A 14,235-nucleotide genomic window follows, 5' to 3' on the forward strand; every position below is an offset into this window, starting at 1 on the left:
GAATCGCGCTTCTAATTTGTTTTAAGGAATTTCATGAAAAATCTGATAGTTATATTTTCATTACTTGCTTTGCTGTGCACTGCAAGCTTTGATGTTGAAGCACGTAAAAAATTCGGCAGTAAAAAGCGTGGTCAAACGCCAGAAACACAGCAAACTGCACAAAAACAACAAACAGATACCAACACACTCGCACCTGCTGCAAAGCCAAAATCAAGTAAAAAAGGCATGATGGCAGGTATTTTTGGTGGCTTATTAGCGGGAGGCTTAATTGCCTCGATGATGGGGGATGATTTTGAGGGAATGCAAATCTTCGAAATGATTTTAATGGCCGGTATTGCCTTTATCATCTTTAAACTGGTAATGGGTATTGTGCGCCGCAAAAGTGCCCCAGCGATGGCGCATTCGCAAGGCGGGTTCAATACTGGGCAGATGAAGCAAACTATCCCAGAGCACGCTACAGCAACGGGTTTTAATCACACCAATAGCGTACCATTTAACTTACCACCTAATTTTGATATGAATGGCTTTTTACAAGGCGCTCGTAGCCATTACCACACTTTACAAACTGCGTGGAATAATGCTGATTATGTAACGATGGCTGAGTATTTAAGCCCCGAGTTGGTCGCTGAATTTAAAACTGAGCGTGAGGGCATTGAGAGCGTAGCTACTGAAGTAATGTTTATTGATGCTGAACTTGTTCGAGCGGATACACACCCTCAAAAATGGCAAGTCAGCGTGCGCTTCAAAGGTAAATACCGCGATCTTGGTGATAATAAAGAGGAGCCAATCTTAGAGATATGGCACTTAGAGCGTCAGACGACAGCTGATGCGCCTTGGTTAATTGTTGGCGTTGAAGACTTAATTGACAGTTAGAGCTAGATGCTAGGCAAAATAAAACCGCACAACAACAAGTGAGTGCGGTTTTTTTAGTCAATAAAACAATTAAATTGGATTATTTACAAACATCTGCAACGGCATTTGCAAAATAATCGATATTTGCTTGGCTGATACCAGCTACGTTTACACGGCTAGAACCAACGATATAAATACCATACTCTTTTTGTAAGCGTGTAATTTGCTCTTTATTAATACCTAGGAAAGAGAACATGCCATTTTGACGATCAATAAATGAGAAGTCTTGAGCGATACCTTTTGCTGCTAAGCTATCTTTGATCAAAGTACGTAGGCCGTTAATGCGGTTACGCATTTCATCAAGCTCACTGTGCCACTGCTGTGTAAGCTCAGTGCTGCTTAAAATTGTATTTACAATATCAGCACCATGTGCAGGTGGCATTGAGTAAATACTACGAACCACACTTAACATTACTGAGTTTGAAATATCCGCTGTTGCGCTATCTTTTGCGATGATAGAACATGCACCAACACGCTCACGGTATAAACCAAAGTTTTTCGAACAAGATGAACAAATAATTAGCTCTTCAACCGCATTCGCTAAAATGCGTAAGCCATTTGCATCTTCCTCAAGGCTTGAACCAAAACCTTGATATGCAATATCAACAAGTGGCGTAAAACCAACTTCTTTAGCCAGCTCTGCAACCGTATTCCACTGTGTTTCGTTTAAGTCCATACCACTTGGGTTATGGCAACATGCATGCACTAAAACAACATCGCCTTTAGGCACTTGCTTAAGCGTGGCGATCATTTCATCAAATAATAGATCTTTATTTTCGTAATCGTAGTACGGGTATTCTTTAACTGTCAGCCCAGCCGCTTCAAATAAGCTAATGTGGTTTGCCCACGTAGGGTTGGTTACCCAAATAGTCGCGTTTGGGTTACAACGAGCAATAAATTCAGCAGCAACACGAAGTGCGCCTGTACCACCTGGGGCTTGCGCCGTACGTACACGATTAGCAAGTAATGCTTGGTGCTCACCTAATAATAGGTTTTCCATTTTTTGACAAAAATCTAAGTTACCCGCTAAACCAATGTATGATTTGCTGGTTTCATTTTCTAAGCGAAATGCTTCTGCTTTTTTAACAGCACTTAGCACTGGCGTGTTGCCAAATTCATCTTTATAAACACCAACCCCTAAGTCAATCTTATTTGGGTTAGTATCTTGCTTATAGGCCGCCATAAGGCCAAGAATAGGATCAGTTGGTAATGGTTTTAATACTGAGAACATTGACTATCTCTTTCGTTATTTAGGGGTTAGCTGTTGCACTTAGCTTAACATAAAAGCTCACTAGATTGACTAGTGTTATTTACACTAAAAAGTGAGGAATTTTAATACAGCACGCAATTAATAGCGCTAATATTTTTTGATTGAAAAAATCGTTATTAAAGGCTTCGCCATCGACGATTCCAACGCAGCGATTTTCGCTATCAAAAAGCGGTAAACAGGCCTCGGATTTTACTTTCGGGTCGCAAGTATAGTACTCCCCACCCTTCGCTAAATATTGCTCAACGTTATTGATCACCCGACCTTTACTGCTCAGCGCCACTTGCACATTGTTACTACCGGCGGCAAATGCTTCAGTTAGGGGAAATAACGGCCTACTTGGTGCGCCAAAATAGGCAAGTTTAAGTAGTTGCTCACCCTCTGGTGTTGCAGTGCTTTGGTAGATGCCGTACCAATCTACATTGGTTTGTGCGACAACGTAATCAACAATCAACTGTAATTGAGCAAGTTTATGGCTGGTTTGCTGGTCTTGCTGTAAAAAATCAGTCAGTTTAAACGGCTCATCCTGTAAATAACCAAATATGCTACACGCCCCACCCTCACCAAGTTCAGGGATTTGATACTGCCAACGAACAGCAGGAAGCGAGTGACTTGATAAATAATTTTCGAGCTTAGCAAGCTCATCAGAGACTAACTGAGCAGGCACATCTAACTGTGCATGAGATAAATAAGAAGAAATCATTTAGCCATCCAAACATCTAAAAGAAGCAAATCATAGCATGGCTAAGCAACCACGACTAGCTTTGTTATTACTGTAATTTATAACACATTTCAATTTGGTTACCCGATGCGTTATAAGTCACCTGCTCTGCGATTTCTTCTAAAATAGAGAGGCCACGACCATGCTCTCGATTATTACTGGTAGCACTACTATCTGTGTTTGAAAAACCATTACCCGAATCACAAATAGTAAAATATAGGCTCAATGTTTCAGGGCAATAGCGTATATCGACAATGATCAGGGCATCCACTAACTTTGCCAGAGTGGCTTCTCTGAGTTGGTAATACTCAATAAAACCATCCTCTTTATTTTTAATCGCAGAATCAAGGCCTAACACGCCATGATCAAGCGCATTATTATAAGCCTCCGACAGCAACAAAAAAATATCTGAGCGATGCGCTTTAAGCCCGCCAACTTGCGACAAAACCTCGACAATTTCCAGCACCGGATCGGTTTGTTTTATTTGCTGAGAATTGAGTGTTAACGAAAAATTAAACGGTAATCGTGAGTACGGCTCTTGCTCTTCAGCCAAAGGAGGAACCGCAACACAATTAAACAACACTAAACTAAGATCATCTTGTTGTGCACTGCCATGAGCAAACTGTGTCACTTTAGCGATCACATCATGACTATTCACTTTCGCCTTACTGGCCAATGCCTCAATAAAACGCTGCTCGCCAAAAAATTCATCTTGCGCATTGGTGGTTTCAATTATGCCATCGGTAGCTAATACCAAGCGCATGCTCTCGTCTACTTCAAAATGAACTAATTCTCGCTCAAACTCATCGCTGTCTAAAACCCCCAATGCCATATGTTGTGACTCTAAGGTTTTTAGCACATTGCCATTTTGATCAATTAAATAAGCATCTGGTAGACCGCCAAGCCAGGCTGAAATACTTTTCCCTGAACTGCTTAACTCAATAATCGTCGCCGCACAAAACATATTACCTGGCAGTAATTGCGCTAGTATCGCATTAACTTCAGTGGCAATATCACTGACCGCCATGCCTTTATTAACCATAGTGTAAAAAACTTTAGACGCCGGTAACGCCCCCACAGCTGCTGCTAAGCCGTGGCCGGTAAAATCCCCCAGCATACAATACAAACTGCCAATCGGACTTTGCGCAATCAAGCACATATCACCATTAAACATCGAGGCGGGTGACAGATGAAAATCAATATTGTCAGTAAATTTATCTTGGTTTTCTAGCGCATTATTAAAAATATGCTCAACGATTTCGTGTTCGCGCTCGGTTTGATTGTAATGATATTCTAAAAGCTTATTTTGCTCGTGAGTTTTTAAGCTTAATTTGCGGGTACGGCTGTGGGCTTTTATTTTTGCGGTTAAAATAACTTTATCGAACGGTTTATGAATAAAGTCATCGCCCCCCACTTCTAAACAGCGCTCAAAACTACTTTGGTCTTCTAACGAGGTAATAAAAATAACCGGTAGGTGTACTTCATTATAACGCTGTTTAATTTTTGCAGCGGTTTCGTAGCCATCCATAATTGGCATAATGACATCGAGTAACACAATATCAATGCTTTGCTGCTCTAATATAGCTAGCGCCTCAACGCCATTCTCGGCAGTGGATACCTGATAATCTTGTTGCTCCAACATCACTTTTAACAGCGTACAATTAAGAGGTTGATCATCAACAACAAGAATGTGCATCAATCAATATCAAACTTTTTATCAAATCGAGATATTTGTAGGATCTTCTTTAATTGTGGCTGACAATTACTTATTTGAATTGCATCAACAGAAGTGCCCAAAGTTTTTTTCATGTTTAATAGCATGCCAAGCGCCGAACTATCCATGTAATCGGTCTCACGCAGATCAATCACAATTTTAGCGGTTTTTTCGCTTATATCGGCATAGGCCTGTCGAAACGACTGCACTAAATTAAAGTCAAATTTCCCTTTAATTTGAATAGTGAGTGTCGCACCATCAGCTGAGGCACTCTTGCTTAAACTCATTAGTTAACTCCTGATCAGATTATCCATTCTTAATGAGTATTAAATATAACTGCTTAATGATAAATCAGCAAAAATAAAACCCGCCACACACAAATTTGTTATTAGATTTGTTATTATCTACTTCATTGTTTATTTAACTTTTTCAATGCAGGTTAAGCATGAGTGATAGTAATCTCGTTTATTCAACCGAAACAGGCCGGATCAGCCAACCCAAGCCAAGTAAAGAAGTGGCAAGTAAAGTATTTAAAGACGGCGCCCTGCGCATCGAACGCCAAACTAAAGGCCGTAAAGGCAAAGGTGTTATGTTAGTAACCGGCATCGACAGCGAACAACACGATCTAAAAAAACTCGCCAAAACAATCAAAAGTAAAATGGGCCAAGGCGGCGCAGTAAAAGACGGCATCATTGAAGTCCAAGGCGACGACCGCGAAAAACTCAAAGCCATTCTAGAAGCACTTAAATTCAAAGTAAAAATTGCCGGGGGCTAAGCCCCTCGGTTTTATAGTGTTTACGGGTATTTAATGAGTAGTTCATGACAATCTGAGCGACGGGCTTGAGCGATAAGCTGTCATTGAGATTGGCTAAATATCGTCGTTAATTGATTGGTTAAACTGCTCTTTGCACACATATTCATGAAAATGAGCCTTGAGCGCATATTGGTTTATTTAAATTTATCTGAAACTTTAGAAAACTTAGTGATAGTAATACCTTAGATAATTTGTTAAAACTATATAAAGTAGATAAATGAGCGTTAAGTTGGCAGAAATATGCGCGATGAGCGCACTATTAAATTGTTATGTTTAAAAGGAAGTTTGGCGTATGAAAAAAGAGCAGTATGTACCAAACTCTCTAACTCGAACTCATAGAGTATTTAATGTACTTTTGATTTTAGCCTTAATCACTTATGGTGGGTATGGTATTTATTTTGAGGAGCTCTATTTACCTTTAGATGAAGATGCTGAACTTACACTATATGGCACTTCCATTTATATAGCTTGCACTGCTTTTGGGTTTGGCTGCCTAATTTTATTAGCTCAAATAATAGACCATTATGACAAAAGAGATAATGAACAAAAGTATGATCGTTTTATTGCTGTTTGTAGAAGTTTTGGTTTAATGACTTTACTTGCAGCAATTATTGGTAACTTAGCAAATTAAACATAACAAACGCATCAAAAATGACGTCAAACGCTTGGCTGGCGCTCATTCTTCGCTAATTATAGCCAAGCATTATCCGCATTTTATGCGGGCGTTATATTTTCTTATGAACATACGAATACTCTTAGTCTCACTGCTTTTATTGGCATCAGGAAAATCTATGGCCGGATACAATTTGCACATAAAACGTGAGAATCAAATCTCTGTAGAGGAATGGTTAGCCGTGTGTGAGCAAGACAAATCATTGTCGGTTCAAAATACGGCGATAGCCGTAAATCCTCAGACAGGCGAAGAAATTGAAGTTTCAACTCCGAACAGCTGTGTTTGGACCAGTCCAATTCTCAAAAAAAAGTACTCTTTTACTTATTCAAATGGCTCAATAACTATTGGTACCGATAAAGCGCAGCTTAAAAAAGCTAAAAAGATCGCCAAAATATTAAATGCTAAGGTTGTGGGTGACGAAGGTGAAGAGTATTAAAAATATAACAAGCAAAGGCAGCATCGCCCTGTGGGCTGGACGCGCTAACGCGCGCCGCTGCTTTGGGCGTTAGTGCTATTTATGGAGTATTACTGTGAGCACAGAGCAAAATGTAAGAGTAATAATGGAGCCTGCAGATAAAAAAGATGGCTGGGATATTCTAAAAATATTGGGAATAGTAATCATCGCTCCTTTGATAGCCTTTGTCGGCACGATGTATACAAATGCACTTAAAGAACAAGAAATTAACGTTAAGAATATTGAGTTAGCTGTGGATATATTAAAGCAAGAGTCTGATAAAACGGATAAATATGTCAGGCAGTGGGCAATAGATACAATTAATGAGTATTCGAAAGTAAAATTGACAACGAAGGCGCAAGAAGCACTAAAAGAATCTCCAATTGTTAGCTCTATATCAGGTATCAGATTCGACTTGAATATAATGAAAGACTTCGTAAGTAATGAGAACGTCCTTCGTCTGATAGGCTATAACGATAATCCCGAAGATATTTTCATTGAGTCTGTCACCATATTGGGAGATAAAAATTCTGGCTGTGAAAAGACTCTGAAAATAGGAACTAGATTTAGTAGCTACTCATCTTCTATTGCACCATTATTATCAAAAAAAGATTTATTAAGTTGTTTAAATGCTGATGAATTGACTAAGCAAGGCTATGAGTTTGCTGAAGTAACTTTGAAACCTACTCTAGACATGAGCTATCTAATTAAAGCGGGTGGAGGAATGAGTTCCAGAAATCTTCCATTTGCAGTAAACGTTGAGTATCGAAATGGTAGCTCCAAGGCATCCTCTTTATTTGGTGTCCATTTACATTTTGTGCAAATACAGCACTAACAAGGCGCTCAAGCAAGGACACAGTAAACTGTGCCGCTTAGCTTGGCGTTTCCAATGACCGCTCATGGCACTTTGAAGACAATCGATAATTCTAATTCCTAGTTTACGTCAGGCACTGTTATTAGCTGTCAGCAATTAGCGTATATTTTATAATGCCCAAAGCGCGAGATAAACTCGCGCCTACAACATACTCCCCTAGCTCCTAGTTACCTAGCTCCTAGTTACCTAGCACCTAAAGCCTAAAACCTAATCACCTAGCCCCTAAAACTTAGCTAGTTTCCTTGTATCTACGGCCTTTAATTTAACACCGTGCAAACTGACAGCTTACGGCTAACCACTTACAGCTCAAGATCAAATACCACCGCTTTGCCGCGCCCTGAGGCTTCTGAGCCGGCATCAAGCTTACCATCGCGTTCGATGATCACGTGCATATCACCAAAACGGCGTTCATCAAGTGTATAACCCATTTTTTCAAGCGCTTTGACAACGCCGGCATCTAAACCTGGGTGATGGCGAATAACGTTTTTAGGCCAAAGTTGATGATGAAAGCGTGGGCTGTTTACGACTTCATCAGCAGTCATATTAAATTCCACCGCGTTTAATATAGATTCATACACTGAGCTAATAATGGTGGTGCCACCTGGTGAGCCGGTGACCATTTTTACTTTATTATCTTTGAGTAAAATAGTTGGCGTCATTGAGCTAAGCATGCGCTTATGCGGCTGTATTTCGTTGGCTTTGCCGCCGAGCGCGCCAAAAACGTTCATCACCCCAGATTTTGCGCTAAAGTCATCCATTTCATCATTAAGCAAAAAACCTGCACCTGCGACCACTACGCCACTGCCGTAACCTAAGTTAATGGTAGTGGTATTCGATACTGCATTGCCCCATTTATCAACAATTGAAAAATGCGTGGTTTGTTCGCTTTCATATAGACCAGGTTTAATATCTTCGGTGGTCGATATTTTATCAAGGGTAATGGTACTACTGCGCTTTTTAAGGTAATCACTGGCGATTAACTCTGCTTTTGGTACATCGAAAAAGTCAGGATCGCCTAAGTACTCTGCTCTATCGGCAAATACCCGTTTACCAATTTCAGCTAATAAGTGAATATAGCCAGTCGAGTTATGTTCAAGGCCGGCGGCAGGTTTAGCCAACTCATACATTTTTAACCATTGTACAATTGCAATGCCGCCAGAGCTTGGCGGTGGTGATGTAAGTACTTCATAACCATTCCAAGTTGCTTTCATTGGTGTACGTGATTTTGCTTGATATGCTTTTAAATCAGCAGCAGTGATAATCCCACCATGCTCACTCATAAAGTCTGCAATGATCTTGGCTGTTTCGCCTTCATAAAAGCCTGCTTTACCTTGGTCGCGAATACGTTTTAAAGTAGCTGCAAGCTCTGGCTGCTTAAAGTTTTCATTGGCTTTGGCACTGGCGAAATAATCAACAAAGTTAATTTTTACGTCTTTTTTGGCCATACGCGCAATATAGCGCTCAATGCTGTTGGCCAGTTTTGGATGGACGATAAAGCCCTGTTCGGCGAGCTTAACGGCGGGCTGCACAAGGGTTTTCCAGTCAAGCGTGCCGTGTTTTTGGTGGGCAAGCCACATGCCAGCCACGCTACCTGGTACGCCACTGGCGTGAATACCGTAAACCGATTTATTGGCAATCACATTGCCTTTATCATCCAAGTACATATCACGGTGCGCCGCACTGGGGGCAGTTTCACGATAATCAATAAAATCGCCTTGTCCGTCTTTTTGGATCAGCATAAAACCACCGCCTCCAATATTACCCGCCTCAGGTAAAGTAACCGCTAACACGAACTGGGCTGCAATTGCCGCATCAACAGCGTTGCCACCGTGCTCTAAAATAGCTCTGGCGGTATCACTACTATAACTATCGGGCATAGCAACAGCGGCTTGCGCGGTTTTGCCCGCAGCCAGTACCGTTATTTGTACTTGCATAATAACAAGACTGAAAATCAGCAAATGCTTAGCGCCTGAAAACATATTAAATTCCTTGTTTTTTCTATTTTTTAAATTATTTTATTACACTCATTAATACACACTCTGCAAACCTAGGTCAAACAACTCTATGCTGATTTAAACATACTTACGATATAACACGGCGGGTAACTCACCAAACTCATCGCTATGTGAGTAATGTTCAACAAACTGCATACCGAGTTTTTCCATGACTTTAATCGAGGCGCGATTAGCTTCTAATGCCGTAGCACTAAGTGTATGTATAGCGTTGTGCTTTATAACTGCATCAGCAACGGCAGCTGCTGCTTCACTGGCATAGCCTTTTCCCCAACTTGCCCGCTTGAAGCGCCAACCAATTTCGATATCACTATGATCCGGCTGATCTGTAAAAAATCCCATAGGTCGAATCAGCACCCAACCTATAAAGGAATTACTTTCTGTTAGGTTTACTTGCCATAGCCCCCAGCCTAGTGATGGATTACGATAAGCTTGCATCCGTGGCATAAATATCTCTTTGATGGTGTCTATGGTACTTACCTTGCCACGCGTTAAGTGTGCCATCACTTGTGGATCACTATCTAGTTCAAGTAATAAGGCACTGTCATTTTCATCCATTAATTTAAAGTGCAAGCGTGCTGTTCTAGGTACATTCATTTTATAGCCTGTATATTGCTTGTTTTGAGATTGTCATTAATACTGTACCTAAGGAAATACTCCTTAGTAAATCAATCCTTTTATTAGAGAACCAATATGAACAAATTAGTAAGCTTAGTTTTATTAGGATGTGTGGCGTTAACTGGCTGTGAAGATGCCGACGAAGTAAAAAAAGATGCAGCAGAAGCCAAAGCACAAGCTCAGCAAGCGCTCAATGATGCTTGGGATGAAGTGAAAGAAACCACCAATGAATTTAAAGGTGAAACACTTGAGGAATTACTACAGGAGAGTAAAAAACTTGGCCTTGATATGTACGACGATGGCAAAGAAGTGGCCCTTGATGCCTGGATTGAAAGTAAAGAAGCCGCTGGCGAATTAACAGAGAAAACCAAGCAAAAAGCGCAAGAACTCGCTGACGAGTTAAAAGCAGCACGCGAAGAGCGCGAACAAGAAAATAATAATTAATACTTATACTGTTAGGCTGTCATTGTGACAGCCTAACTAATTCATTATCATTAAAATATCATCCTACTTTCTTTTACCATCTATAGCGTCCCGCGTACTTTGTTAAACCTATAATAAAAAGCACTAAATCAATGTAAATTTGTCGATAATTTACGTGTTTACTCCTATACTCCAGCTGAAATCAACATACAAAACTAGTAGGATACACAATGAAAAAACTGCCTATCGCAATTGCAATTTGCGCAGCCTGTTTATCTGCCCCCTCATATGCAGAAATACGTATAAATGGTTTTGCTTCCATCGTTGGCGGTAAAACACTGGATGATGATTCGTCACTGTATGGGTACGACAACGACATTTCATTTAAAAATGAGAGCGTGTTTGCTTTACAGTTATCAGCAGATCTGCAAGACAAACTCAGTGCGACAGCACAAATTGTTGCTCGCGGTGAAAATGATTTTGATGCCGAATTTGAATGGGCTTACTTAACATACGAGTTTACCGATGAGCTGCAACTCAGTGCGGGTAAAATGCGTGTGCCTTTTTATCGTTATTCTGACTTTTTGGATGTGGGCTATGCCTACCGCTGGGTAAGACCTCCTCAATCAGTTTATAACATTCCATTTTCTACCTATGAAGGTTTGAGCTTACTTCATACCTCACAACTCGGTGACTGGGACTCAACAGTGCAAGTTATTTACGGAGGCTATGACGGTACTATTGCGGTTGTATCTGTAAATGGTGACACAGAGCTTAATGATATTGCCGGTATTAACTGGACCTTGAGCTACGACTGGTTTAGTGCTCGCGCAGCCTATTTTGTAGCTGACACCTCTATTGCTATCGAAAATGATACGCCAACAGGGGTCGCCCTTAATGAATTAGAAGAAGCCCTTCGTAACGCGGGGTTTGTTGATCAAGCAAATAACATTGCTGTGGACGAAGACGACGGCTCTTTTCTTGCTTTAGGGGTTTCAATTGATTACAACAACTTGTTATTTGATGCCGAATACACGGAGTTTGAAGTTGATAACAGCGCTTTGGCGAAACAAACTCAGTATTATACCTCTGTGGGGTATCGAATGGATGAGTGGATCGTTCATTTAACTTACGAAAACAACGACGATAAACATGAAAGTAACCGCTATAACGCACTACCCGCTGTGCCACCACTTAATCAAGGCATTAATTTAGTGTTAGAAGGCTCAAAAGCTAAAAGTAACGTATACACTATTGGCACACGTTATGACTTCCATCCATCTGCAGCGCTAAAGGTTGATTTTAGTCGTTTTAAAGATGATATTTCTGATACTGAAACGGATGTGATTGCCGTTGCTGTTGATTTAGTTTTTTAAGGGGAATAGTCATGAAAAAACTAATTTTAGCAGGACTACTTTCTGTATGTTCGTTTAGCGTACTGGCCGATATTGCAGTGATCGTCAATGCAAATAATGGTAATGCTATAGACCAAACTGAGATCAAAAAAATCTACCTTGGTAAAAGCAAGTCTTTCGCAGATGGTACGAAAGTAAATCCGGTCAATCAAAACGGCAATAACGTGGCTGATGAATTTAATGACAAAGTAGTTGGTAAATCAAGTAGCCAACTTAATGCATATTGGTCAAAACTGGTGTTTACTGGTAAAGGCACGCCACCAGAAAAGTTAGATAATGATCAAGCTGTAATCGATTTTGTTAGCAGTAATGCTGATTCAATTGGCTATATTGATAGCAGCAAAGTAACTGATAGCGTAAAAGTTATCGCGACGTTTTAATCGTTTTAACGCTTTTTAACTCGAAAACAACGCCTTGTGGTTATAAATCACAAGGCGTTGTTTATTTTTTGCGTAGTGAAAATAAAGTTTACTTACTCCACTTTGAATTTAGCGGTGGCATCTAATAAATTATCAGAGAGATAATGAAGGTTTTTAGCAACATCACGCACAGCGGTAAGCGATGCCATGGTATCTTCAAACGACATATGCATATTAGAGACGTTTTCAACGACCATTGCCGCAACCGATGTTTGCTCCTCCGTGGCTGCTGCAATTTGCGAATTCATACCATTAATTTCGAGCATTTGCTCCGCAATTTTTTCAATTGATATACCCGTGTTTTCTGCTGCTTTTGCATTGTTACCGGCCATATCGCGTGCAGTTGTCATGGCGCTGACCGATTCATTTGCAGCACTGGTTAGGGTATTTAATAACTCACGGATTTCGTTGGTTGATTTTGCAGTACGTGAAGCAAGCTCTCTTACTTCGTCTGCAACGACTGCGAAACCACGCCCTTGCTCACCCGCTCTTGCCGCCTCAATTGCTGCGTTAAGCGCTAATAGGTTTGTTTGTTCGGCAATTGCAGTGATCACATTGAGTATTTGCGTCACATTTTTTGTGTCATCCGCTAACTTATTAATTGTTGTAGCAGCACGATTAATTTCAGCACTTAAGGTTTGCGACTGTGATACCGATGTTTGAATTTGCGAACGGCTTTGCTCAACTTCTTGTTCAGCCATTTGTGCTGCACGTGACGCACTTGCCGCTGAATGTGAGATATCCCCTACACTTTGTTTCATTTCTTCCATTGACTGCTTAACTATCTCTGCATCCGCGGTTTGCTTGCTCGTCGCCTTTTCCGCTTGCTCCATCCCCTGTACTAAACGGGTTGAATTTTCCATTAGTGGTTCACACACTGCCATCACTTCTAATACTGATTCTTTAAGCAAAGCAATAAAGGTATTAAAATTAATCGAGACTTGGCCGATTTCATCTTCACTTCGCACCGTAAGCTGCGTGCTCAAAGAGCCTTTACCCTCGCCTAACAAGTGTAAATTTGCCGCGGCATCACTGGCTGCAGCGGCAATACCACGTGCAATCCAAATTGCCATAAATAATAGTAATAACAAGGAGACGGATGAAACAACTAACATTAAGGTTAATGCCTGATCTGAACGTGATTTGGTATTTTTTACTAATTCAAAAAAGCGATCATCGGCACGTTGCTGAGCGACTTTAAGGCTTTGCAACACAGAATTATACATATTCGTTTTAGCTTGAGCTTGTTGTTGGATTTTACTAAAGTCGGCTGTACCGCTGATCATATCATTAGCAATTTTTGATGAAATAGCAGCGTAGTCAGTTAATTGTTTGCGTGCTTGGCTGTCAATGTAGTTGCTATTAATATTGTTTATCGCATCAAGGTTTGCTGTTAGTAAAGTCAAGGTCTCTTTAGCTTTATCAACAAGATCCTGCTCACCAAATGTAACGGCTTGAGTATAAAGCTCGTCTAACTTCTCAAGTAACCCTACATTGGCAGAAGTTAGTTTTACTACTTGATAAGAGGTCTTTTCAAGTTCGTCCAATGAACCTCGATTGTCTTTCATGGCAATATAATTAATCAACACAATTACTATAAAAGCAATAACTGCAATGCATGTTATAGCGTGAATTTTTTTACTGATGCTTAGGTTTTGAAAAGACAAACTTGAAGCCATGCTATTTACCCTATTATTTTAACTGCGTGTATTATCGGCCTATTACCTGTAAGTGTTAACTATATTTTTAATTTATCTAGCTTTATTGCCCAAAAAGCATAAAAACAATAAAAAAAGTAAAATGACACCTTCCCGAGCTAAAAACTTAATTATGAAATCAATCGCTTACTTTGTGATTTATAGACTATTATTTAAGCGTTGAATTATTTGCCACGTTTGGCAATATAATTACAGACCACC

At 40.3% G+C, this 14,235-nt stretch carries 15 protein-coding genes; 8 read left to right on the top strand and 7 right to left on the bottom strand.

Features of this window, described 5'->3' with window-relative positions; all coding sequences use genetic code 11:
* Positions 1-33: 33 nt before the first annotated feature.
* A complete protein-coding gene (locus CWB85_RS02700) occupies positions 34-873 on the top strand; it encodes a Tim44 domain-containing protein (protein WP_138554041.1) in 840 nt (279 codons plus the stop codon).
* A 79-nt stretch (positions 874-952) separates the two neighbouring features.
* Here CWB85_RS02700 and CWB85_RS02705 read toward each other — a convergent pair whose 3' ends face one another.
* The 4 genes from CWB85_RS02705 to CWB85_RS02720 all read right to left on the bottom strand — a co-directional run bounded on the left by CWB85_RS02705 (position 953) and on the right by CWB85_RS02720 (position 4,901).
* The gene (locus CWB85_RS02705) at positions 953-2,143 is read right to left on the bottom strand and encodes an amino acid aminotransferase (protein WP_016707953.1); all 1,191 of its coding nucleotides are present in this window, start codon (positions 2,141-2,143) and stop codon (positions 953-955) included.
* A 79-nt stretch (positions 2,144-2,222) separates the two neighbouring features.
* Entirely contained in the window at positions 2,223-2,882 is a 660-nt protein-coding gene (locus tag CWB85_RS02710; RefSeq protein WP_138554042.1) for a histidine kinase, read from the bottom strand.
* 67 nt (positions 2,883-2,949) lie between these two features.
* Complete coding sequence (locus CWB85_RS02715) at positions 2,950-4,596, bottom strand: fused response regulator/phosphatase (protein WP_138554043.1); 1,647 nt, start codon at positions 4,594-4,596, stop codon at positions 2,950-2,952.
* A complete protein-coding gene (locus tag CWB85_RS02720) occupies positions 4,596-4,901 on the bottom strand; it encodes an STAS domain-containing protein (protein ID WP_016707956.1) in 306 nt (101 codons plus the stop codon). The genes CWB85_RS02715 and CWB85_RS02720 overlap by 1 nt, the downstream gene beginning before the upstream one ends.
* Positions 4,902-5,059: 158 nt before the next feature.
* Between CWB85_RS02720 and CWB85_RS02725 the strand changes: the two genes are divergently transcribed.
* From CWB85_RS02725 to CWB85_RS02740, 4 genes are all read left to right on the top strand, one after another.
* On the top strand, positions 5,060-5,389 hold the full coding sequence (locus tag CWB85_RS02725) for an SUI1 family translation initiation factor (protein WP_016707957.1): 330 nt from the start codon (positions 5,060-5,062) through the stop codon (positions 5,387-5,389).
* A 331-nt stretch (positions 5,390-5,720) separates the two neighbouring features.
* Positions 5,721-6,059, top strand: a complete 339-nt coding sequence (locus tag CWB85_RS02730) for a hypothetical protein (RefSeq protein ID WP_138554044.1) — start codon at positions 5,721-5,723, stop codon at positions 6,057-6,059.
* 160 nt (positions 6,060-6,219) lie between these two features.
* Positions 6,220-6,537 (top strand): hypothetical protein, encoded by a 318-nt coding sequence (locus CWB85_RS02735; RefSeq protein WP_138554045.1) that lies wholly within the window; start codon positions 6,220-6,222, stop codon positions 6,535-6,537.
* A 94-nt stretch (positions 6,538-6,631) separates the two neighbouring features.
* Entirely contained in the window at positions 6,632-7,390 is a 759-nt protein-coding gene (locus CWB85_RS02740) for a hypothetical protein (RefSeq protein WP_055011845.1), read from the top strand.
* Positions 7,391-7,728: 338 nt separating this feature from the next.
* Here CWB85_RS02740 and ggt read toward each other — a convergent pair whose 3' ends face one another.
* Together ggt and CWB85_RS02750 are read right to left on the bottom strand one after the other, a co-directional pair.
* Positions 7,729-9,363, bottom strand: a complete 1,635-nt coding sequence (gene ggt, locus CWB85_RS02745) for a gamma-glutamyltransferase (RefSeq protein WP_493850890.1) — start codon at positions 9,361-9,363, stop codon at positions 7,729-7,731.
* A 138-nt stretch (positions 9,364-9,501) separates the two neighbouring features.
* A complete protein-coding gene (locus CWB85_RS02750; protein WP_138554047.1) occupies positions 9,502-10,038 on the bottom strand; it encodes a GNAT family N-acetyltransferase in 537 nt (178 codons plus the stop codon).
* A gap of 96 nt (positions 10,039-10,134) precedes the next feature.
* On the opposite strand from CWB85_RS02750, the gene CWB85_RS02755 reads away from it, so the two are divergent.
* The 3 genes from CWB85_RS02755 (at position 10,135) to CWB85_RS02765 (ending at position 12,277) form a co-directional block, all read left to right on the top strand.
* Positions 10,135-10,503 carry a hypothetical protein gene (locus tag CWB85_RS02755; protein WP_138554048.1) on the top strand — a complete coding sequence of 123 codons (369 nt, stop codon included), beginning with the start codon at positions 10,135-10,137 and terminating at the stop codon, positions 10,501-10,503.
* A gap of 209 nt (positions 10,504-10,712) precedes the next feature.
* Positions 10,713-11,858, top strand: a complete 1,146-nt coding sequence (locus tag CWB85_RS02760) for a porin (RefSeq protein ID WP_016707963.1) — start codon at positions 10,713-10,715, stop codon at positions 11,856-11,858.
* Positions 11,859-11,869: 11 nt separating this feature from the next.
* The gene (locus CWB85_RS02765; protein ID WP_016707964.1) at positions 11,870-12,277 is read left to right on the top strand and encodes a type 2 periplasmic-binding domain-containing protein; all 408 of its coding nucleotides are present in this window, start codon (positions 11,870-11,872) and stop codon (positions 12,275-12,277) included.
* Positions 12,278-12,369: 92 nt separating this feature from the next.
* Here the strand turns inward: CWB85_RS02765 and CWB85_RS02770 are convergent, their stop codons facing one another.
* Positions 12,370-13,995 (bottom strand): methyl-accepting chemotaxis protein, encoded by a 1,626-nt coding sequence (locus CWB85_RS02770; RefSeq protein WP_138554049.1) that lies wholly within the window; start codon positions 13,993-13,995, stop codon positions 12,370-12,372.
* Between the last annotated feature and the right edge of the window lie 240 nt (positions 13,996-14,235).

This window comes from Pseudoalteromonas sp. S1727 (assembly GCF_005886375.1).
Taxonomy (GTDB): Bacteria; Pseudomonadota; Gammaproteobacteria; order Enterobacterales; family Alteromonadaceae; genus Pseudoalteromonas; species Pseudoalteromonas haloplanktis.

What these genes read in the sequence shown, in the direction of transcription:
- CWB85_RS02705 (WP_016707953.1), bottom strand. Translation starts at nt 2,143, where the DNA reads ATGTTCTCAGTATTAAAACCATTACCAACTGATCCTATTCTTGGCCTT.
- CWB85_RS02770 (WP_138554049.1), bottom strand. Translation starts at nt 13,995, where the DNA reads ATGGCTTCAAGTTTGTCTTTTCAAAACCTAAGCATCAGTAAAAAAATT.
- ggt (WP_493850890.1), bottom strand. Translation starts at nt 9,363, where the DNA reads ATGCAAGTACAAATAACGGTACTGGCTGCGGGCAAAACCGCGCAAGCC.
- CWB85_RS02725 (WP_016707957.1), top strand. Translation starts at nt 5,060, where the DNA reads ATGAGTGATAGTAATCTCGTTTATTCAACCGAAACAGGCCGGATCAGC.
- CWB85_RS02760 (WP_016707963.1), top strand. Translation starts at nt 10,713, where the DNA reads ATGAAAAAACTGCCTATCGCAATTGCAATTTGCGCAGCCTGTTTATCT.
- CWB85_RS02700 (WP_138554041.1), top strand. Translation starts at nt 34, where the DNA reads ATGAAAAATCTGATAGTTATATTTTCATTACTTGCTTTGCTGTGCACT.
- CWB85_RS02715 (WP_138554043.1), bottom strand. Translation starts at nt 4,596, where the DNA reads ATGCACATTCTTGTTGTTGATGATCAACCTCTTAATTGTACGCTGTTA.
- CWB85_RS02710 (WP_138554042.1), bottom strand. Translation starts at nt 2,882, where the DNA reads ATGATTTCTTCTTATTTATCTCATGCACAGTTAGATGTGCCTGCTCAG.
- CWB85_RS02755 (WP_138554048.1), top strand. Translation starts at nt 10,135, where the DNA reads ATGAACAAATTAGTAAGCTTAGTTTTATTAGGATGTGTGGCGTTAACT.
- CWB85_RS02720 (WP_016707956.1), bottom strand. Translation starts at nt 4,901, where the DNA reads ATGAGTTTAAGCAAGAGTGCCTCAGCTGATGGTGCGACACTCACTATT.
- CWB85_RS02765 (WP_016707964.1), top strand. Translation starts at nt 11,870, where the DNA reads ATGAAAAAACTAATTTTAGCAGGACTACTTTCTGTATGTTCGTTTAGC.
- CWB85_RS02735 (WP_138554045.1), top strand. Translation starts at nt 6,220, where the DNA reads ATGGCCGGATACAATTTGCACATAAAACGTGAGAATCAAATCTCTGTA.
- CWB85_RS02730 (WP_138554044.1), top strand. Translation starts at nt 5,721, where the DNA reads ATGAAAAAAGAGCAGTATGTACCAAACTCTCTAACTCGAACTCATAGA.
- CWB85_RS02750 (WP_138554047.1), bottom strand. Translation starts at nt 10,038, where the DNA reads ATGAATGTACCTAGAACAGCACGCTTGCACTTTAAATTAATGGATGAA.